The 19,674-nt window shown below is 53.7% G+C and carries 19 protein-coding genes, 2 tRNA genes and 1 pseudogene; 12 read left to right on the top strand and 10 right to left on the bottom strand.

All coding sequences use genetic code 11. From position 1 onward, the window contains the following. Positions 1-405: 405 nt before the first annotated feature. Positions 406-972, bottom strand: coding sequence for a hypothetical protein (locus MV985_RS02650; protein WP_297460815.1), 567 nt, complete (start codon positions 970-972; stop codon positions 406-408). Positions 973-1,043: 71 nt separating this feature from the next. Then, entirely contained in the window at positions 1,044-2,315 is a 1,272-nt protein-coding gene (locus MV985_RS02645) for a hypothetical protein (RefSeq protein WP_297460802.1), read from the bottom strand. A 189-nt stretch (positions 2,316-2,504) separates the two neighbouring features. Here MV985_RS02645 and MV985_RS02640 point away from each other — a divergent pair. Next, a pseudogene (locus MV985_RS02640) lies at positions 2,505-2,707 on the top strand (SAM-dependent tRNA/rRNA cytosine-C5 methylase); the annotation flags it as partial. Here the strand turns inward: MV985_RS02640 and MV985_RS02635 are convergent. Then, positions 2,704-3,321, bottom strand: coding sequence for a TIGR00296 family protein (locus MV985_RS02635; RefSeq protein ID WP_297460904.1), 618 nt, complete (start codon positions 3,319-3,321; stop codon positions 2,704-2,706). The pseudogene MV985_RS02640 and the gene MV985_RS02635 sit on opposite strands and share 4 nt — an antisense overlap. 92 nt (positions 3,322-3,413) lie before the next feature. On the opposite strand from MV985_RS02635, the gene MV985_RS02630 reads away from it, so the two are divergent. From MV985_RS02630 to MV985_RS02615, 4 genes are read left to right on the top strand one after another with little or no spacing between them, the layout of a single operon-like run. Then, positions 3,414-3,716 (top strand): MTH1187 family thiamine-binding protein, encoded by a 303-nt coding sequence (locus MV985_RS02630; protein ID WP_297460890.1) that lies wholly within the window; start codon positions 3,414-3,416, stop codon positions 3,714-3,716. Beyond that, positions 3,709-4,842, top strand: coding sequence for a DUF373 family protein (locus MV985_RS02625; protein WP_297460790.1), 1,134 nt, complete (start codon positions 3,709-3,711; stop codon positions 4,840-4,842). The genes MV985_RS02630 and MV985_RS02625 overlap by 8 nt, the downstream gene beginning before the upstream one ends. Continuing rightward, the gene (locus MV985_RS02620) at positions 4,820-5,881 is read left to right on the top strand and encodes a hypothetical protein (RefSeq protein WP_297460782.1); all 1,062 of its coding nucleotides are present in this window, start codon (positions 4,820-4,822) and stop codon (positions 5,879-5,881) included. Before MV985_RS02625 ends, MV985_RS02620 begins: the two co-directional genes overlap by 23 nt. 40 nt (positions 5,882-5,921) lie before the next feature. Then, on the top strand, positions 5,922-6,767 hold the full coding sequence (locus MV985_RS02615; protein ID WP_297460878.1) for a deoxyribonuclease IV: 846 nt from the start codon (positions 5,922-5,924) through the stop codon (positions 6,765-6,767). On the opposite strand, the gene MV985_RS02610 is transcribed toward MV985_RS02615, so the two are convergent. Next, a complete protein-coding gene (locus MV985_RS02610; RefSeq protein ID WP_297460769.1) occupies positions 6,768-7,811 on the bottom strand; it encodes a P1 family peptidase in 1,044 nt (347 codons plus the stop codon). It abuts the gene before it with no gap. Between the two features lie 84 nt (positions 7,812-7,895). Between MV985_RS02610 and MV985_RS02605 the strand changes: the two genes are divergently transcribed. From MV985_RS02605 to MV985_RS02595, 3 genes are all read left to right on the top strand, one after another. Beyond that, entirely contained in the window at positions 7,896-9,521 is a 1,626-nt protein-coding gene (locus tag MV985_RS02605; RefSeq protein WP_297460759.1) for an iron ABC transporter permease, read from the top strand. Continuing rightward, the gene (locus MV985_RS02600) at positions 9,515-10,522 is read left to right on the top strand and encodes an ABC transporter ATP-binding protein (RefSeq protein ID WP_297460724.1); all 1,008 of its coding nucleotides are present in this window, start codon (positions 9,515-9,517) and stop codon (positions 10,520-10,522) included. Before MV985_RS02605 ends, MV985_RS02600 begins: the two co-directional genes overlap by 7 nt. Positions 10,523-10,672: 150 nt before the next feature. Then, the gene (locus MV985_RS02595; protein ID WP_297460695.1) at positions 10,673-12,010 is read left to right on the top strand and encodes an NCS2 family permease; all 1,338 of its coding nucleotides are present in this window, start codon (positions 10,673-10,675) and stop codon (positions 12,008-12,010) included. Between the two features lie 17 nt (positions 12,011-12,027). Here MV985_RS02595 and MV985_RS02590 read toward each other — a convergent pair whose 3' ends face one another. After that, on the bottom strand, positions 12,028-12,462 hold the full coding sequence (locus MV985_RS02590) for a metal-dependent transcriptional regulator (protein WP_297460863.1): 435 nt from the start codon (positions 12,460-12,462) through the stop codon (positions 12,028-12,030). Positions 12,463-12,581: 119 nt separating this feature from the next. Between MV985_RS02590 and MV985_RS02585 the strand changes: the two genes are divergently transcribed. After that, positions 12,582-12,659: transfer RNA gene (locus MV985_RS02585), tRNA-Lys, on the top strand. A gap of 539 nt (positions 12,660-13,198) precedes the next feature. Here the strand turns inward: MV985_RS02585 and MV985_RS02580 are convergent. Beyond that, a tRNA-Pro gene (locus tag MV985_RS02580) sits at positions 13,199-13,276 on the bottom strand. Positions 13,277-13,343: 67 nt separating this feature from the next. Between MV985_RS02580 and MV985_RS02575 the strand changes: the two genes are divergently transcribed. After that, positions 13,344-14,402: a glycosyltransferase gene (locus MV985_RS02575; protein WP_297460684.1), complete on the top strand. Its 1,059-nt coding sequence runs from the start codon at positions 13,344-13,346 to the stop codon at positions 14,400-14,402. Positions 14,403-14,446: 44 nt separating this feature from the next. Continuing rightward, positions 14,447-16,135, top strand: coding sequence for a DUF4910 domain-containing protein (locus MV985_RS02570; RefSeq protein WP_297460672.1), 1,689 nt, complete (start codon positions 14,447-14,449; stop codon positions 16,133-16,135). Here MV985_RS02570 and MV985_RS02565 read toward each other — a convergent pair. Then, positions 16,132-16,470, bottom strand: coding sequence for a transcriptional regulator (locus MV985_RS02565; RefSeq protein WP_297460848.1), 339 nt, complete (start codon positions 16,468-16,470; stop codon positions 16,132-16,134). The two genes, MV985_RS02570 and MV985_RS02565, sit on opposite strands and share 4 nt — an antisense overlap. Positions 16,471-16,524: 54 nt before the next feature. Next, on the bottom strand, positions 16,525-17,202 hold the full coding sequence (locus MV985_RS02560) for a metallophosphoesterase (protein ID WP_297460655.1): 678 nt from the start codon (positions 17,200-17,202) through the stop codon (positions 16,525-16,527). A gap of 492 nt (positions 17,203-17,694) precedes the next feature. Here MV985_RS02560 and MV985_RS02555 point away from each other — a divergent pair, with 492 nt between their 5' ends. Then, positions 17,695-18,489 (top strand): nitrilase, encoded by a 795-nt coding sequence (locus MV985_RS02555; protein ID WP_297460640.1) that lies wholly within the window; start codon positions 17,695-17,697, stop codon positions 18,487-18,489. Positions 18,490-18,535: 46 nt separating this feature from the next. Here the strand turns inward: MV985_RS02555 and MV985_RS02550 are convergent, their stop codons facing one another. Continuing rightward, entirely contained in the window at positions 18,536-19,312 is a 777-nt protein-coding gene (locus MV985_RS02550) for a DUF1648 domain-containing protein (protein ID WP_297460616.1), read from the bottom strand. A gap of 5 nt (positions 19,313-19,317) precedes the next feature. Continuing rightward, a complete protein-coding gene (locus MV985_RS02545; protein WP_297460603.1) occupies positions 19,318-19,668 on the bottom strand; it encodes a PadR family transcriptional regulator in 351 nt (116 codons plus the stop codon). Positions 19,669-19,674 lie beyond the last annotated feature (6 nt).

Raw genomic sequence — 19,674 nt, 5'->3', positions numbered from 1 at the left:
TAACTTTTGTTTTTAATACAAATATACATAAGAAGAAGTAAAGAACTACACTTGTTGCGCTCACCACCTTTTAAAAACTCCCCTAGAAGGGCTGAGCATAAAGCTGTTTTACCCAATGACCTACCCAACCCGCTCGATCAGGTTGATAAAGACGAGGAGAATTATCCCACATGATTCTAGCTAAGGGAGGGGGCTTCTTGAAGTTGGAGATACCCTCCAGCAAAAAAGGGAAAGGGACAAAAGAGATTAAAAGCTCCTAGAGGGAGTTTTGTGAATACATCGAAGAGTACAGGGACGTTTCTGGACGGTAGCATCACAGTCAATACTATAGTCGAGACTGGACTTACCAATTTACCGACAACTTCCCCCTTATATCCACAGAAGAAAGGAGAGAAAGATTAACAGTCAAGGATTCATAACCTCAGGAACAAGAGCACTACACTTCCGCTGAAGCTCGGCATTGGCCTTCAAAAACTCTTCACTGGGATAGTTACCGTTCTCCCGCCATTCCATGGCAAAGTTGTGAATCATTGTTAATCCCTCCCGGATTGCCGATACGTTTGCTACCCCGTTTAGATAGGCTATTCTAGAGGATTCCACCAACACGAGGCATCCCTCGGTTTTTGTCATGTTAACCACCGTTTCATTGTCAGGAAAGTCCTCTGGGAAGAGATACACCGCTGAACTTACAAGAGTGGATTCCAATCTCGAAAGATCGAGAGCCAACTCTACCATTGAAAGGTTAAAAACTTCCGGGGAGTTCTGCTCTAGCGAATCAAGTGCCTCTTGTGAATGGAATAGAATGTCGCTGAGAGTTAATGAGGTCATCTGACGAATGCAGAGTCTTTCGTAGTCCCTCTGCCCTTCTATGAATCGCTGAGAACCATATTCGCTCATTATATGATACAAAACTCCCCCCACAACAACTAACCCAAAGATTATAATGATGAGTTTATCCATCTCAGGCTTCATATGTACAGACCCCCCACTCTGAATACCAACAATAAATAAAAATGAATTAAGGAGCTCCAGTTTCCTGTACACTAACTATGCAATGCTCGAATTTCTAATTTGGTATTTATAAGACCCACGACTCTAAGGGTCTGAGTTCCTGTTACTTGGTAGTACACTGGAACCTTGAAAAATGCACCGATTGTCCCATAGCCGTTTCCTGAAACGTGATCAATACGCACATACGCTTTTGTCCAGTGGCCAGGTCTACCCAGGGCGATATTACGGTAGGCAACACGTATTGAGTTCACTGGATCTGGAAAGTCATCAAAATCCTCGCCCGGCTCAATATCCACGAAAAAACGTAGGAGGTTAATGGGATTAATCATATCGATTAGCAGACCCCAACCCAAGCTTATTTCGTCGAGGGGTGCTGCTTCTCCCGAATACGTGAACTCAGTATAGATAATGCGATCATCGGGAGAGTGTGGTACCCATAGACCAATCTCTATCGGATTAGTTCTAGAATCGCTTCTATCTCCCAAAAACAGGGGAGTATTTTTGCTAATTCTCTCCCCATTTGAGATCTCTCCTTCGTCCTCAACAATGACTCTAATAAGATAATCTCCATAGTCATTAATGGAAGTTGGCCCATACATTTTTAACGCAACTTTAATGTAATAAGTGGTCCTCCACCTCCACCATCCAACGGAATATCGTTTTTCAACAATCTTCACAACGTCTCTTGAGTGTGTAGCCATTGGCAGTATCCTTCCCACTTCCGATTTCGGCATCACACTCGGTCTAACCTGAATAGCAGATAGAGTGATGGTCTTGACTTCTGGCTCCAGGGCCATCCAGAGCCACTCCTTTTCAGAAATTCCAGCGGAAGGAATATCCATAGAGGATAGCGTTTCCACTAGGGCCTTATTAAATCCTTTCAAGGCCATTATACCCCCGTGCCTATCCCTTGCAAAGATCCAAACGGTACCGTTTTTATACACAACTGCTTCAAGGCTAAGCACATTTCCAAAAGAGCTTGGATTAAATACAAACGCATATCCATCAAACTGAGTGGATTTAAATATTGAGAAATCCCAATCAACCGATACCCTGTCATTTTCAACTACAATAGTTCCCGTAACTCTGTGTTTTAAAATATCAAAAGCAAGATTTCCGGTAACATTAAAGAAAACTCTTTCGGACGTATCCTGTTGAGGATTTGGATCATAGACTCCTCTAACACTGATAAACTTCATAGAGTTCCGATAAAAAACTGTTGCCCCTGCATTACCACCAGTAGTTCCTAAAACAAGCAGTCCCACCAAGATCCCTGCGAGGTATTTCCATTTCACCTCGTTCATCTCCAACCTAGTTTTGCAGTAATAAACAGGACTGCTTATTTTATAAACGTTTCTGTTTTTTAGTAATTACTCTCCCATGCATTGTCCAATAATTTTGGTACACATAAAAAAGTAAAGAACTACACTTGTTGCGCTCACCACCTTTTAAAAACTCCCCTAGAAGGGCTGAGCATAAAGCTGTTTTACCCAATGACCTACCCAACCCGCTCGATCAGGTTGATAAAGACGAGGAGAATGTACTCTTCGCGGTGAATCGCGTTGGACTGGTGCTTATCCCCTAAGATTTCAGCTGGGAGAGGGCCCCCCTTGAGGTCGGCGATAAGGTTTTCAGGGCGTGGACCCACAGACACGACTGCAACAGCTTTTTCATAGCAAAATTGGGGAAGAGCTAAACCAGCGGTTTCCTCCTCACCGGGCCCCTTGGATACTCCTCCTCAAAGATCTCAGCCGTGAAGCGGTAGACCCTTGTATCCGGGTCAAGCCAGCAGTCGGGTGGAAGGCCTGCCTTCCAGCAGGTCTGCGATAAAAACTCCTCCTCGTCCCAGCCCCACTCGATGGGCACCTGGGGGAGCAGTAAACCGGTGTAAATGCCCTTCTCAACTATCAGACCGTCCCTTCCGACCTTTATCTTCTTCGGCCTCTCCTCCGGCGGACCCTCTATGAGCTCGGGAGGAGTCAAAACGCTGACCTCCACGGTAAGGTCATCCAGTTCCTCCGGCCTAACCGGTGGAAAGCGGGGATCCTCAACGGCAGCATGAATGGCAGCCTTGATGGTCGCCTCGACGAGAGGATAGATCGGTAGCGGAAAGCCTATGCATCCCCGAAGTGCCATCTGAGGGGGAACGTTGTACCTGTTGAGTGTAACGAAGACTCCCATCTTCTCCCAGAGCTCCGGTGGAGTGTTCTCGGGGGGTTCTATAACCCTTCCGTGCCTCACGTACTCCTCTATGGCCTTCCTCGCGAGTCTGACGAGGAACTCACCCCACTCGTCCTTTATCCTGTACATCCTCACCACCCGTTAAAATTACCTCATGTTAGTTTATTAATCTATCGCAACCCTTAAATTACTGCCGATAGAGATTAAAGCGGGTGTCGAAGGTGGTCATCGTCGAGTTCGTTATCGTTCCGCTCGGCGAGAGGAGCCTGAGCCGTTACGTTGCCGGAGTAATAAAGCTTTTAGAGGAGAAGGGCGTTAAGTATCAGCTGACGCCAATGGCAACCATAATCGAGGTCCCGACGGTTAGGGAGGCCTTCGAGATAATTGAGGAGGCCCACGAGCTTATGTTCAGGCTCGGCGCTGAAAGGGTCTCAACAACCGTTAGAATCGACGACAGACGCGACAGGGAGCGGAAGATGGAGGACAAGGTGGAATCCGTGATGGAGAAAGTGAGGGGTGGTTGAGATCAGGGCCCTCGTTCTGGCGATAGACAGGGACGATGACTTTGGCCAGAAGGCCGGCGTCGAGGGGCCGGTGATCGGGAGAGACGCCTGTGTGGACGCGGCCTTAAAGCTCAGCTTGGCAGATCCTGAGGACAGCGATGCGAACGTCGTCTATGCAGCAGTTAAGCTCTACGACGAGCTAAAGAAGAGCGGGGAGTTCAAAGAGGTTGAGGTCGCACTGATAACCGGCCACCCGAAGGTTGGTGTTAAGAGCGACATGGAGCTGGCGAGACAGCTCGAGCTGGTTCTCGAGAGGTTCCCGGCTGATGGGGTCATAACCGTCACCGATGGAGCGGAAGACGAGCAGATATTCCCGATAATCACCTCGAAGGTGCCGATAATAAGCTCCCACCGCGTCGTCGTCAAGCAGAGCGAGGGTATAGAGACGACCTACTACATCATCTACCGCTACATGAAGGAGATACTGAGCGATCCCGAGGTTGCCAAGGTAGTCCTCGGGATCCCTGGAATGATACTGCTCCTCTACGGCATAGCGAGACTGATAGGCGTCTGGTATCCGGAGAGCGTCAAGATAATCTCAGCCACGATAACCGGGACGATACTGCTCTTCATAGGAGGCTATTTCTTCACAAAGGGCTTCCGGCTCAACGTGAGGGAAACCCTCTCGAGGCAGTTCATATTCGTGATCTCAGTTATAGCTGGCTCCCTGATAATCATCGGGGGAGCCATAAACGCCTACTTCCGCCTTGAGGAGTACTCCCTGGAGCTGATCGGCAGCTATCCCGGGACGCCGCTCCTCGCGACTCTAATCTACATAAACGCCATTAATTCCTCGCTGATAATAGGTATCTCGGTGATGATAACCGGTAAGGTCATCCAGTCCTACCTGCGGAGGGACTACCACATCTGGTACCAGGTCTCGGCCCTCCTTATGATGCCGGCAATGTGGGTAACGATAGACCTGACGACGAGGTACGCGATGGCTATACTCACCCTGTCGGACATTGAGGTCTTTACGAAACTCCTACTGGCCCTGGTTGACGTGGGAATGGCCGTGGTCGTCGGCGCGTACCTGAGGGGAAAAGTTAGGGGATGGGAGAGAGTTGAAGCTGGAGCAAGCGCTTGAGGAGTACGAAAGGAAGAGGACAAAGGCCCGGAAAGAGACCGAGAAAATCAGGGAACGGTACAACAAAAGGTTGAGAAAGAGGGTGGCGGAGATCCTGAAGAGGATAGACAGACTGGAGAACAGGAATATTCCGAAGAACGTTGATGACAGCATAAGGAAGATAGTAACTGCGGAGCGCAGGAACTATGTCAGATCACTCAGAAACGCCCTCAGCGGCGTAGAGGATATGGAGAGCCTCGGAAAGCGCCTTCCAGATCTCGCAAAGCTCCACGTGGGGCACGGAAAGTACCTCCTGATAATTTTTGAGAAGGACGTTTACGCGATAAACCGCCTCCTGAAGGAGCTCAACGAGGAGTACATCGAGTACTACAACGAGCTGGCCCGGAGAAACGTGGAGGATCTTGAAGTGGACTGGGTCCTGATGGAGATCAGAAGGGCAGAGAGAACCATAGAGGGTATCGAGCGAGAACTCCACGAACTCCGCGAAAAACTTGGAGGTGTGGAAGACGAGATCAGGGAACTTCACTCCAGAGAAGGCCTCGACGACGTGGAAAAAACCATCCAGACCCTGCGCTCCAGAATAAGAAGTGAGGAGCTTGAAATACGCTCAAAAGCATCGAAACTCCAGAAACCTGTGAAGAGGATGCGCCTCGGCGAGCCGACGGCGGAAGAGCTCATACGGGACACCTCGGTAGCGCTCAGAAAACCGGGAGAGTTCATCGAGTTTGTGAAGAGAATAGAACCCCAGCTGGACCCGAGGCAGAGGAAAGCGGCAAAATGGCTCATGGAAAACCTAGGCGAGAAAACTCGCGTTCTGGACTCCCTGCGGAAGGAACTCGAGAAACTGGAGGCCAGACGGGAGGAGATACTCTCCAGGGGGCGTGAGCTCGAGGGCCGGCACGAGCAGCTAAGGAGACTTATCGAAGAGAGAGAAGCTGAACTTAGGAAACTGAAACACAGGCTGAAGCACCTGGAAGGAGAGCTCGAGGAGAAGATCGGGAAACTGGAGGAGTACCTCGGGACCACGGTGGAGCGGTAGGCTTATAAATTAGGCTCCCCTAATTTCCTGGGTGATGGGGATGTTCAGGGTGGACAGGTTACGCTTCGGAACCGCTGGGATTCCCCTCTCAGCTCCAAAGCGCTCAACCATTGACGGGATAATCCACGTGAGGAAGCTTGGACTCGACGCGATGGAGCTGGAGTTCGTACGCGGTGTGAACCTCAAGCCTGAACTCGCGAAGAAGATCAAGTACGTTGCCAGAAAACACGACGTTCTTCTCACGGCCCACGCACCCTACTACATCAACCTCAACGCGAACGAAAGGGCAAAGGTTGAGGCCAGCAAAAGGAGGATAATCCAGAGCGCCGAGAGGCTCTACCAGGCGGGTGGTTGGAGCGTCGTTTTTCACGCGGGATACTACCTCAAGCAGCCCCCAGAAAGTGTTTATCGGAGAATCAAAGATGCCCTGAGGGAAATCCAGCGCGAGCTGATGGACAGGGGAGTAAGGGTATGGCTACGGCCGGAGCTTACGGGGAAACCTACCCAGTTCGGTGATTTAAAGGAAATCGTAAAATTGAGCGAGGAGCTCGAGATGGTTCTCCCAACGATAGACTTCGCACACGCACACGCGAGGAACAAAGGCGAGTGTAACTCCGCCGAGGAATGGCGCGAGATGCTCTCCTTCATAGAGGACAGGCTCGGCAGGGAAGCCCTCGACAACATGCACATCCACATGAGCGGCATAGAGTACACCGAGAAGGGCGAGAGGAGGCATCTGCCCCTCCAGGAGAGCGACATGAAGTGGGAGGATTTACTCCGCGTTCTTAAGGAGTTCAGGGTTAAGGGGGTCGTCATAAGCGAGAGCCCCAACATAGAGGAGGACGCGCTCCTGATGAAGAGGAAGTACGAGGAGATAGGGGCATAATCAGTCCCTCTCCACCATTCCATGCTTTTCCAGGATTTCGATAACTCTCTCAACCGGCAGGGCGTACCTCACGTGCCCGTTCCCCTCAACCGTTTCTGCCTGGAGAAGTGCGTTGATTATCGCCTCTTCCGTCGCCTCCGCCGTTGCCCTGAAGAGCCTGCTGAGGGAGTTGTCGGGTAAGGAGCTAATCATCTCCGGCTCTTTCCCCAAAGGAACAGTCTGAGCCGTTGAGAAAGCTAAAACAACATCACCGCTCCCGTGGTAGGCATAGCCTCCGGTTCTCGCGAGGCCAACGATTGCCCTCTTCGCGAGCCTTCCCAACTGCCTCGCGGTAAGGGGAGCATCAGTCGCTACAACCATCGAGATGCTGCCCTTCCCTGAGGTACCCCTGCCCGGGTAGTCCTTCAGATAGAGGCCAACCGGAACGCCGGCTATGGTCAAATCTTCCCTCCTCCCGAAGTTCGCCAGGACGAGCGAGGCAACGGTGTACTCCTCTCCACCTATCTCAACGACCCTCGACGACGAACCAATCCCACCCTTGAACTCGAAGGCGCTCATCCCGGTTCCAGCTCCAACGGAACCCTCCTCGAAGTCGAGTTTGGCATTTTTGAGTGCCTCGAAGTAGTGCCCCTCCCGGACGGCCATCCTTCTGATGTCGTTAAGGTAGGAGTCGTTGCACTCCATAACCGCTGGAGAGACGCTCCTTAAATCCGGGTTCAGCCCGATCATGTGCTTTACCATAGCGTTCGCGATCGTGTAAACGCTCAGCGTGTTGGTTAAAGCTATCGGTGACTCGATGTAGCCGAGTTCATCGACCTGGACGAAGCCTATCGGCTTTGAGAAGCCGTTCATGACGAAGGTGGCTGAGAAAAGCCTCTCTCTGTAGGGGTTCTTCACCGGAGGGAGCAGAAGGGTAACACCCGTCCTGATGTCATTACCTTCTATCAGCGTCGCATGGCCGACCTTAACGCCTAAATCCGCAATCGAGTTCCTCTCTCCATGCTCGTGGAGGCCGATTCTTATTCCCAGCTCCGGGGCCTTCATGGCATCACCGGCCCGGTTTCGAAGCAGAGGTTTAACAACTTTGCCCAATCAACGCTTATAAAGGCCTAAAAGCGAGTTTTACCCATGAAGTTAGGGAGGGGTTACCTGATCCTTACAGTTCCCCTGGCGTTTCTGGTTATCTTCTTCTACGTTCCGCTGGTAAGTATCATAAAAACCGGGCTGTGGGAGGACGGCTTCACGCTGAGGTACATCGCCTCCGTCATTCAAAACGACTACCACCGCCGCGTTATACTCTTCACCATCGCCCAGGCCCTCGGATCAACCCTCCTCACCGTGGCCCTCGGCCTTCCCGGGGCTTATCTGTTCGCGAAGTACGACTTTCCGGGAAAAAGAGTAATAAGGGCGGTTCTGACCGTTCCCTTCGTGATGCCCAGCGTGATGGTGGCCCTGGGCTACATCCTGCTCTTCGGAAAGAGCGGTATCGTGACCGACCTAATAGGTCGAGACCCCGGGATACTCTACTCCTGGAAGGGCATCCTCCTGGCCCATGCGTTCTACAACTTCCCCATCGTCATAAGGATGGTCTCTTCGCTCTGGCAGAGGGTTAATCCACACTACGAGGAGGCCGCGCTTAGTCTGGGTGCCCGCGGGTTCAGTCTCTTCTGGAGGGTCACGCTACCCCTGATCTCACCCGCGATATTCGCTTCCGCGATGCTCACCTTCGTCTTCTCCTTCCTGAGCTTCTCAATACCGCTCATCATCGGGGGCTACCGCTACGCCACCATAGAGGTTGACATCTTCACCGCGATAATGACGCTCCTCGACTTCAAGACCGGCTCGGCACTGGCGATAATCCAGATACTTCTAAGTATGGCCTTCATGTACGCCTACCTCCGCTCTCTGGATGCCTATGCCAGACGGGAGGAGCAGAGGGTCTTCAGAAAACCAATCCCATTCAGGAGGGGCGACTGGCTGAGCCTCCGGGGGCTGGCCACGGCTCTATACTCCCTCATCGTTTTCATCTTCATAGTTTCTCCGCTTCTGGCCGTTATCTACGATTCCCTGCGCTTCAACGGTCACTGGAGCCTCGAGTGGTACAGGCGGATATTTTCAACCGAGTACAACCCCATGTTCGGCCTAACCACCCTCGACGCAATCCGGAACTCTCTCCTTTTCGGTCTGGCTACCGTGGTTCTCTCGATAACAGTGGCCCTGCCCATTGCCTACGCCCTCCACCGCTGGGACTTCCGGGGGAAGAGGCTCTTTGATATCCTTGCGATGCTTCCCCTGGCGAGCTCCCCCATAACACTCGGCCTCGGGTACATTAAAACCTTCCACGGCACGCCACTCTACTACACCGCGTGGATAATCGTGGCGGCGCACACGGTCATAGCCTATCCCTTCGTTCTCCGGGCGGTGTCAACGGGTCTCAAAAAGATAAAACCGAACATCTTCGAGGCGGCTCTAAGCCTTGGAGCCAGGGAATGGAAGGCCTTCCTGAGAGTGGAGCTTCCGCTGGTCCTGGGCAGCCTGGTGGTCGGCGCAATCTTCGCCTTCGCGATGAGCATAGCCGAACTCGGGGCCACCTACATGCTTGCGAAACCGGAGTACACGACGATGAGCGTCGCCATATACAAGTTCCTGGGGGCGAGACAGTTCGGGAGTGCTTCAGCTCTCTCGGTTCTTCTGATGGCGGTCTCCACGGCGGGTTTTCTCATCATAGAGCGCATCGGTGAGGAAGTATGGTGACCGTTACGCTTAGAAACATTGTCAAAGCCCGGAACGGATTCAGACTGAAGATAGACGAGTTAATCGTTGAGAACGGGGAGTTTCTCACTCTCCTCGGGCCGAGCGGCTGCGGGAAGACGACGACACTGAGGATGATAGCCGGCTTTGAAAGGCCCGACAGGGGAGAGATACTCTTCGACGGAAGACCGGTGAACGATTTACCCCCCTACGAGAGGAACATCGGCATAGTCTTCCAGGACTACGCGCTCTTTCCGCACATGACCGTCTTCAAGAACGTGGCCTTCGGCCTTGAGATGAAGGGACTCCCAAAGTCGGAGATAGAGAGGAAAGTGCGTTGGGCGCTGGAGATAGTCGGCCTGACGGGCCTTGAAAACCGCTACCCGGAACAGCTCAGCGGCGGCCAGCAGCAGCGCGTTGCCCTCGCAAGGGCTTTGGTGGTTGAACCGGAGGTTCTCCTCCTCGACGAGCCGCTCAGCAACCTCGACGCCAAGATAAGGGAAAGGCTGAGGGGCGAGATAAGGAGGATCCAGCGCGAGCTGGGGATAACGACGATATACGTCACCCACGACCAGGAGGAGGCGATGGCGATAAGCGACAGGATAGCGGTCATGAACGTTGGAAGGGTGGAGCAGGTCGGAAAACCGCTGGAGCTTTACTACCGGCCAGAGACCGAGTTCGTGGCAAGGTTTCTTGGTTTGAGCAACATACTGGAGCTGGAAGCGGAGAACGGGAGAGCCTGCCTTAACGAGCTCTGCTTTGACGTCGGCCGCTCGGGGAGGGTGAGAATATTCTTCCGCCCGGAGAGCGTCTACATAATGAAAGGGGACACAGCGGAGGTTCTTGACTACGAGCTCCTTCCCGGAAGGATAAGGCTGAAGCTTGGGATTGGGGACAGAGTGATCCTCGCGGAGCGCTTCCTCGACGAGCTGCCCTTCAGCGTGGAAGAAATGCCCGAGCGAGTAGACGTTAGGGTGAGAAGTTTCTCCGTTCTTGGGCAATAAACCGAAAGCGTTTCTTCTTTCTTTGTTTCTCCCTGATTTTCTGAGTTCTCCGTGGATAGTGCCGCTGCCTTTTTTGACATTTTTTAGTCAAAAAAACACTTAAAAAGCCCCAAAATCATCAAAAACCTGTCAACTCATGGGGTGAAGCTCATGGGCTGGTTCGAGAACTACTTCGGGTTTGAGGAGCATGGGACGGATCTGAAAACCGAGATCCTAGCCGGTGTCACCACCTTTATGACGATGGCATACATACTCTTCGTCAACCCTGCGATACTCAGCGATGCCATGGGCAGGGAGGCCTTCAACTCGCTGGTCGCGGTTACTGCCCTCGCGGCAGGCTTCGCGACCCTTCTGATGGGCCTCTACGCCAAGAAGCCCTTCGCTTTAGCTCCGGGAATGGGCCTCAACGCCTACTTCGCCTACAGCGTCGTCCTCGGAATGGGCTACGACTGGAGAATAGCCCTCGCCGCTGTCTTCGTCGAGGGCCTTATATTCATAGCCCTCAGCGTCACCAGGGTCAGGAGCGCGATAATCCACGCCATCCCGCTCAGCCAGAAGTACGCCGTCGGAGCCGGAATCGGGCTCTTTCTCGTCTTCATAGGCCTCAACGACGTCGGTCTCCTCAAGGCTTTCATCAGCGACTCGGGCGTTCTCCAGTTCACCGGACTGAACACGGGGGCATTGGCAAGTAAGGAGACGCTGCTCTTCCTCTTCGGCCTCTTCCTCGCGGCGGTACTTATCTCGCTCCGCATCAAGGGAGCTTTGCTGATCTCAATAATAACCACCAGTCTCCTCGGATGGCTGACCGGGGCCGCACCGTGGCCCGATCACCTGTTCTCAACGCCTGACATAAGCTATACTTTCATGAAGATGGATCTCAAAGGACTCCTCAACGTTGGGGCGATAGGAGTGGTCTTCGCCTTCTTCATGGTTGACTTCTTCGACACCCTCGGAACAGTTACCGGCCTCAGCGCCAAGGCCGGCTTCCTCACCAAGGACGGCAAGGTTCCGGACGCGGAGAAGGTTCTCCTGACCGATGCGATAGGAACCACCGTAGGTGCCGTTCTGGGAACCTCAACGGTAACCACCTACATCGAGAGCGCCGCTGGAATAGAGGAGGGCGGAAGAACCGGAATGACTGCCATTGTCACCGGGCTGCTCTTCCTCGGAATAGGCCTTTTCATAGCGCCCCTCGCCGGTGCAATACCTGCCTTCGCGACGGCGTCAGCGCTGGTCATAGTGGGTTACTACATGCTCAGCGCGGTTAAGGGCATAGACTTCACCGATCACACCGAGGCCCTTCCGGCCTTTTTGGTGCTCATCACGATCCCCTTCACCTACTCGATAGCTGAGGGCATCGGAGCGGGTTTCGTGAGCTACACCCTGCTGAAGCTCTTCAGCGGCCGCTGGCGGGAGGTTCATCCCCTGATGTACGTCCTGGCGGCGGTGTTCCTGGTTTACTTCGCCTATCTTGGAGGGGTTCTCTGACAATTTTTTGGAGGGCCTCACTCCTTCCCCTTCTCCTCAAGCTTTCCCTTAAGAAACTGCTTGAGGACGTAGGGGCACTCCTCCTGTATGAACTGTGCGAACTCCCTTATCCGCTCAACCGTTATCTTACTAACGTAGTGCTCGAACTGACAGGCATCATGCTCCGCTATCTCCGGCGGTATACCGAGGATGTCGGTGAAGAACCTCGTGAGAAGAAGGTGCTTTGAGTAAGTCTCCTCTGCAATCCGCTTCCCTTCCTCCGTCAGGAGAATCCTGTCGTACTTCTCATACTCAACGAGTCCCTTCTCGGCGAGCTTCTTGAGGGCATCCACAACGCTCGGGGGCTTCACCTTCATCATTTTAGCGATGTCCTTAACGCGGATGACGCCCTTGTTCTTGTGCAGGATGTACATCGCCTCCAGGTACTCCTCTTCCCTCTTGCTTATCTCCAAAGGCCTCACCTGATTAGGCTACCCAAAAAATGTTTAAGTAATTTTCGCAACAGGAGAATCCCCGCAGAGTCTCCGGGGCAAAGCTTATAAGACCACCAAACCGTTATCCCATCGGGCATGGGCCGGTAGCTCAGCCTGGTTAGAGCGCGGGGCTTTTAACCCCGTGGCCGCGGGTTCGAATCCCGCCCGGCCCGCCATCAGCCCTTGTAACGCAAGCGCTGGCGGAAAAGTAAAAGTAAGTGCCTCTTCTATAATGTTCAAACTTTTCAAAGGGTTTTTTACTCACTCTTGCCCTTTTGGTGAGTGTTTCACTCTAGAGAAACGTCCGAAGGGCGCTGATTGGAGTTGAAACTATCAGTAGAGGATTATTTTCGGGATTAAACCCCCTCTTAAAGTTGCCTTTAGTTAGTGCACAACTAATATGTGTCCATTTTAAGTGGCAAGGGTCATTTTTGGTCAAGCTTTCCCAAAGCTTGTTCGCCTGCGCGAAGTTTGATCAAGATTTGCATGATCTTTTTTGGAGATTCTCAGTTTTAAAGGGGTTTGCCCTTCCACTTGCTGGTTCTGCAGTGTTTCACTGTGAGTACAAAGACCTTCGGGCGCCATTCCAGTCCCAAAGCCAGTTTGAGGGTTAAATCCACTGAAAGTAAACGCATAAAAAGCACGCACCAACGCTAACAAGTCTTTAAAAACGGTCAATGATATTCCATCGGTGCTTTCGTTAGAAGTGGCTGAATGGTGGGGCCGCCGAGATTTGAACTCGGGTCCCCGGCTCCCGAAGCCGGAAGGATAGGCCAAGCTACCCCACGGCCCCACTCCCGGCTTAAGGGAATTCGCAGGACTTATAAAGTTTACGGATTACCCTCGCGGGAGGGAGAATCTTGAAGGTCTCGGTGATAGTGCCAACGTACAACGAGAGGGACAACCTTGAGGAGCTGTTGGAGAGAATAAGCCGTGCCATGAGGGATTACGATTATGAGATAATCGTTGTTGATGACGATTCCCCAGACAGGACGTGGGAGTTCGCCCAGAAGCTCTCCGAAAAATACCCCCTGAGGGTCATCAGGCGAACGGATGAGAAGGGCCTCTCCTCCGCGGTCATAAGGGGATTTAAAGAGGCATCGGGTGATGTGTTCGTTGTGATGGACGCCGACTTACAGCATCCGCCGGAGAAAATACCGGAGCTTGTGAAGGCAATCGAAGAGGGAGCCGATATCGCGATAGCAAGTCGCTACGTTCCCGGTGGAGCCGTCAAGAACTGGTACTGGTACAGAAAACTCATCTCCAGGGGGGCTATAATGCTCGGCCGCCTCGCCCTGCCGAAGATCAGGGACGTTAAGGATCCGGTCAGCGGATTCTTCGCCCTGAGACGGGAGGTCGTTGAGGGAATCGAGCTTAACCCAATAGGCTTCAAGATACTCATGGAGATACTCATCAAGGGGCGCTATAATAAAGTCGTCGAGGTGCCCTTCACATTCGGTCTGAGGAAGGCCGGCGAGAGCAAGCTGACCGGCAAGACGATGATAAAGTACCTCAAGCACGTTTACAGGCTCATGCGCTGGGAAGGCGAGCTGGACAGACTAATCAAGTTCACCTTAGTTGGCCTCTCCGGAGTCCTCGTCAACGAGGGCTTCCTCTGGGCCTTCGTCAACCTCCTGGGCTGGAACAGGATACTCGCCAACATCCCGGCAACGGAGCTGGCGATACTCAACAACTTCCTGTGGAACGACCTCTGGACGTTTAAAGACCTTCGCAGGAATCCCCTCTGGAAGCGTCTCCTAACGTTCCACGCCGCGGCCCTCAGTGGAGCGCTCGTCCAGTGGATCGTCTACGCGGGGCTGGTCTACCTGGGAATCCACTATCTCATCGCCAACCTCATTGGCATAGTGGTCTCTTTCATCGTCCGCTTCCTCGTCAACAGGCACGTTACATGGGGGTAGCGGTTGGCTTAAATACTCCTCCCCCAATTTTCCCCGGTGAAACAATGAGGCGCTTTCTCAAAGAGGCTGGAGTTTTTGACCCGGAAGGGGTTCTGCACGGAATAGCGAGGATAAGCCGGTTCCACAGGATACAGGGTTCGGAGGAACTCGTTAAAGCCGTCCGCATTCTCGAGAACGAACTCAAACGCTACGGTCTGGATCCGAAGCTTTACGAGGAGACCTACGACGGAAGGACGAGTTATCTCACCCTGAAAACTCCTATAGCGTGGGATCTGGTGCGCGGGGAGGTTGAAGTTCTCGGAGAGCGGCTCACTACATCCTTGAGTCCCCTCGTGGTAATGGCCCACTCGCCGGGAGGAGAGACAGAGGGGGAGATAGCGCACGTAGCTAGAGAGGACGACTGGGAGAACGTCGAGGGGAAAGTAGTCCTCGTCGGAAGGGACTGGCGGGATGCCTACAGGAGGGCGAACGAGAGGGGTGCGGTGGGATTCATAGCCTACAGGGAAGGAACCGGGAACGCGGTACCATACATAGGGCTGTTCCTGACGCGGGAGGACCTCGAGTGGGCCCGGATTCCGGCGGTGGCTGTTCCGGAGAACCTCGCGAAGAGGATAATCGGAAGGCTGAACTCCGGGGAGAAGGTGAAGGCAAGAATGGAGGTCGAGACCCTGATAAAGGAGCACCAGGTTCTCCCGATTCTGTACGCCGAGGTGGGGAAGGCACCTTTCATCCTCTTCACCGCTCACATCTGTCATCCAAAACCCGGGGCCAACGACAACGCCTCCGGGAGCGCGATGCTGATGGAGCTCGCCAGAATACTGAATCGCATCTACGATAACTCCTTCCGCTTCGGCTTCGCCTTCCTCTGGATTCCTGAATACTACGGGACGCAGGCTTTCATCGAGAGGTACGCGGAGCTGGAAAAGTACTACACTGTGATAAACCTCGATATGGTTGCCGGAAGCCCCGACAGGGCCGGCTCAACTGTTATGCTCGTGAGAACGCCACTCTCGAGGTTCTCTATCGTCTCTGGTCTTCTTGAGTATTTCCTCGAACTGGCGAACGAGGGAGGGGAGAGCTTCTCAGGCAGTCCGCTTCCGAGGCTCAGGCTCAGGAGCTTTCCCTACGAGATGGGCAGCGACCATGACGTCTTCAATTTCTTCGGAGTTCCGGCAACGATGCCGATAACTTGGCCGGACCGCTTCTACCACTCGAGCGAGGACACCATCGAGAAGTTGAGCAGGGAAAGCATAGAGGTCATTGGAAAAGCGGTCCTCGCTACAGCTATTGCTCTCGCGAAAGCGGAGAAGGAAGAGCTCCAGCGCTTCGCCAGGGGCTACGCGATGAAGTACCTGGGTGAGCTCTCAATGAAGAGAAAGACGGAAGAGGCCGAGAGGCTGGTGATGAGGGGCCTCGCGAGGGACTCGCGCTTCCTGGGAATTGAGCTCGGACACCGGTTCAAGGAAAAGCCCTGGCTCGTCTGGAAGATCCGTGGGATCCTGTCGGAGAGGTTTCTGCGTGAGAGGAACGAAAAACTCGGAGAAGAGTTCGCAAAGCTGATGGGGAGGGGGATGACCCGGGTCCACCTCCACGAGCTGTTGATGCTTGGCGAGATCCTGCCGAAGGGAAGGGCACTAAGATCACTCCGCGAGGAATACGGGGAGGTTGATGATGAGAGGCTCGAAAGTCTGGTGGCCCTGCTCGGAGAGGCGGGAGTCGTGGAATTCCTCTAGTTCGTGGGGTTTGAGGCCTTGAGCTCCTTCTCCAGCTCGTTTATCCTTTTTATGAGGTTCTGCTTGAGGTTTTCCAGAACCTCGCCGGGGGAGACGGCGGTGTAGGTGTAGCCGAGCCACCCCTGTTCAACCAGGGTCCGCCTGAGAATTCCCCTGCGGTAGAGGCTGAGAACGTGCTCCCTCACGGAGCGCTCGCTTATGCCCAGCTCCCTTCCGATCTCGGTTATCCTCATAGGCCTCTTCTTCTCTAGCAGGAGCATATATATCTTCAGCTCCGTTCTCTTCACGCCGAGGGAACGGAGAAGCACCTCCAGTCTCTCGTAGACATCGCTCATGATCCCCACCCGATACCGATTGGTTCGCACCTATGAAAGTTTATTTGCAGGGGGTTATAAATCTTTGCCCAGATCTGGGAAGTGGCCGTCCAGGGACAGTCTCCCCAGGTGGATGCCCTCCGGCAGGAAGATCTCCACGGAGGCCGCATTCCTGAGGAAAGGAACCAGGCCAATACCCCGCCTCACCTCAAAGCCCTCTATGAACGGGTTCACCGTGGGAAGGATGAGGAACCTCCCGACCCTGGCAAACACCTTGGTTTTCCTGAGAACCCCCTCACCGATGTGATGGGCCGGGTGGATATGGCCGAGGTAGGCCTCATCGAAATCCACTTCCGGAAGGTTGGTATGTCCATGGAGGAAGAGAATCCCGTCCAAAAGGAGGTGGTTAACGATCTCGACGTTGGTAAACTCTCCCGCGACCTCCCCTATTCTTCCGTCGTGATTGCCCCTGGTTATCACCGTCGGGATTCCACGGAGGTCCGAGAAGAAGCCCGTGAGGAGTCTTTTTACGGTGAAGCTAAGCCCTATCGGCTCCTTCACGTCGCCAAGGATGACGAGAAGATCGGGATCTTTCCCGATTATGAACTCCGCCAGTCTCTCCTCGAAGCGGGTCCTCAGTCTCAGCCCCCTCGACAGCTCGAAACCGATGTGGGGATCCGCTATCAGAAGGGTTCTTCCGCGTGGAGTTTTCACCTCAAGGGAGAGTCTCTCGAACTCGTCAAAAAAGTCCATGAAACCACCGGAAGAAAGGTGAAAGGAGGGGCCTCAGATGAGCCCGCGCTCCTTCCTGCGCTGTCTCTTCAAGCGCCTGATCCTCTTCTTTATCCACTTCCACCTCATCCTTCCCTTCTTCTTCCACTTTCTTGGACGCCTCTTCATGAGCATCACCCCTGAGTTTCACCTCCAGCTCGAACGGGCCCTTTTTAAGCTTTTCCCAGGAGGGTCTTCTCACTCCCCGGGGTTGAAGATCCCGCCAAAGCCGGCAAACTGGCTGAGGGACCCTGCAGATGGATGTTTGACTTCGGGTTTCTTCCAGATCTTTCGCAGGTATTTCAGGTATCTAAAGCATTCACAGGGGGTAAACAACCGACTGCGTTCTTCCACCAATAGCATGAAAGGGATGGCCGGTTTATGGGAGCTCTTCCAACGAAATTCATGTTCAGGCCGGATATTTTTCATCCGCTAACTTTATCTGGACAATTACCAAAGAGTAACGGTGGTATCATGCGGGTGGCCTACGTCCAGATGGAACCGGCTTTTCTGGAGCCCGACAGGAACTACTCGAGAGTGGAGAGGCTCGTAAAGAAAGCGAGGGGAGAGGGGGCAGAGCTGGTGGTCCTGCCCGAGCTCTTCGATACTGGCTACAACTTCCAGAGCAGAAGTGAAGTGGAAGAGGTGGCCGGAGAGATACCCGATGGACCCACGACGGAGTTCCTTGTCGAGCTCGCCAGGGGTGAAGGGGTGTTCATAGTCGCAGGGACGGCCGAGAAGGACGAGAGGGGAAACCTCTACAACTCCGCGGTGATTGTGGGCCCCATAGGATGGGGCTACATCGGGAAGTACCGAAAAATTCACCTGTTCGACAGGGAGAAACTCTTCTTCAAGCCAGGTAATCTCGGCTTCCACGTCTTTAACATAGGCATCGCGAAGGTCGGGGTCATGATATGCTTCGACTGGTTCTTCCCGGAGAGCGCCAGAACTTTAGCTCTGAAGGGTGCCGAGGTGATAGCCCATCCCAGCAATCTGGTAATGCCCTACGCCCCCAGGGCGATGCCAATAAGGGCCCTGGAGAACCGCGTTTACACAGTAACCGCCAACAGAATCGGGGAAGAGAGGGGACTGAAGTTCATAGGGAAGAGCACGATAGCCTCGCCGACGGCCGAGGTTTTGGCTATGGGAAGTGAGGATAGAGAGGAAGTCGCCGTCGTTGAGGTTGACCTATCCCTCGCCCGGGACAAGAGGATAAACGAGCGCAACGACATCTTCAAAGACAGGAGGCCCAGGTACTACGTTCTTTAGTGGGGTTCTCAGGAGGAAGAGGAAAACGCACAAAGTTCGGACGGGTTCAGATTTTTCCCCTTCTTCCCATCGCCAGTCCGAGGAAGACGAGGCCCAGAAAAACCAGGGCGGAGCCGACCACCAGCCTCCCCGAGACCATACCCGCGTTGTAGAGAAGCACAAACGCCTCAACGGCCGCCATCCCCATCGCCATCAAAGTGAAAAATTTCGCAGTCCATCTCCATCCCGCCCTGCTGAACCTCATCAGCGGTGCAAACCCCGGCTCGCGGAGGAGGAATGTCATTCCGATGAAGAAACCCTGAAGGATTAGTGGGAAGAACAGTGCACCCACGGCTTTGGAGGCGAAGCCGTCCGGTTTTCCCGAGGGGTCAAAGTGGATCGCCACCCTCTCGGGAAGATCATCCCAGAGCATGATCACGAGAACCAGATAAAGGGCCAGTGCCACCACCTGGAGGGCAAGGTATGGTCTGACGTCCACCTCGATGGGCTCGCCCCCGGTGTCAGCTTCGGTCGAGAGGTCCTCGAGCTCGTAGGTTCTCCTGGCCACGATGGTCCCCATCAAGAGGATGAAGAATATCCCGACAACCGTAACGAGGGCAAAGGCATTGAGTTCGATGCCCTGAATGGCCAGAAGGAGAAGCAGGAGCGAGAAAGCCACAGTAAACAGACCCACAAGGGCGTTGGCCCGCCTCCATGCCTCCCGGGACATATAGGTGTATCCGATTCGAAAGCCTATGAAGTGCTGCCGCCTGTTCCTGAAGGCAAGCGTTAGAAGGCCCGCGAAAAGCAGGGTAATGGATATGAAAACCTCAAGCGTATCCACGAGGATCACCCCAGTTCCTCCAGCACGTGGATTATTTCATTAACCTCCCTTCGCAGTTCCCCCAGGATCTCCCTCCCGAGCCCGGTGAGGTGGTAGTACTTCCTCGGCCTCCCCCCGACCTCGACCCAGAGGTCTTCGACGAGTGAATACTTCCTCAGGCTCTTTAGAATGTCGTACAGCGCCCCCTCGCTCGGAACGAGTGCCCCTCCACTGAGTTCCTCGAGTTTTTTTCTTATCGCGTAGCCGTGGAGCTCGCCCTCCCTCTCAAGAATGGAGAGGACAAGGTAGGAGTAGAGGCCGGATCTAAGATCCCTCCTGAGCTTCCTGAGGATCTTCTCCTTTCCCTTCCCCGGCACCCCAAT

It is taken from the genome of Thermococcus sp., assembly GCF_027012695.1.
Lineage (GTDB): Archaea > Methanobacteriota_B > Thermococci > Thermococcales > Thermococcaceae > Thermococcus.
The sequence above is the reverse complement of the archived record's forward strand: the minus strand, read 5'-3'. Positions and strand labels throughout refer to the sequence as shown.

Bases quoted from the DNA above. Each gene is read 5' to 3' on its own strand.
- MV985_RS02615 (WP_297460878.1), top strand. From the start codon at position 5,922: ATGTTCAGGGTGGACAGGTTACGCTTCGGAACCGCTGGGATTCCCCTC.
- MV985_RS02595 (WP_297460695.1), top strand. From the start codon at position 10,673: ATGGGCTGGTTCGAGAACTACTTCGGGTTTGAGGAGCATGGGACGGAT.
- MV985_RS02650 (WP_297460815.1), bottom strand. From the start codon at position 972: ATGAAGCCTGAGATGGATAAACTCATCATTATAATCTTTGGGTTAGTT.
- MV985_RS02645 (WP_297460802.1), bottom strand. From the start codon at position 2,315: ATGAACGAGGTGAAATGGAAATACCTCGCAGGGATCTTGGTGGGACTG.
- MV985_RS02605 (WP_297460759.1), top strand. From the start codon at position 7,896: ATGAAGTTAGGGAGGGGTTACCTGATCCTTACAGTTCCCCTGGCGTTT.
- MV985_RS02570 (WP_297460672.1), top strand. From the start codon at position 14,447: ATGAGGCGCTTTCTCAAAGAGGCTGGAGTTTTTGACCCGGAAGGGGTT.
- MV985_RS02565 (WP_297460848.1), bottom strand. From the start codon at position 16,470: ATGAGCGATGTCTACGAGAGACTGGAGGTGCTTCTCCGTTCCCTCGGC.
- MV985_RS02610 (WP_297460769.1), bottom strand. From the start codon at position 7,811: ATGAAGGCCCCGGAGCTGGGAATAAGAATCGGCCTCCACGAGCATGGA.
- MV985_RS02555 (WP_297460640.1), top strand. From the start codon at position 17,695: ATGCGGGTGGCCTACGTCCAGATGGAACCGGCTTTTCTGGAGCCCGAC.
- MV985_RS02560 (WP_297460655.1), bottom strand. From the start codon at position 17,202: ATGGACTTTTTTGACGAGTTCGAGAGACTCTCCCTTGAGGTGAAAACT.
- MV985_RS02635 (WP_297460904.1), bottom strand. From the start codon at position 3,321: ATGTACAGGATAAAGGACGAGTGGGGTGAGTTCCTCGTCAGACTCGCG.
- MV985_RS02600 (WP_297460724.1), top strand. From the start codon at position 9,515: ATGGTGACCGTTACGCTTAGAAACATTGTCAAAGCCCGGAACGGATTC.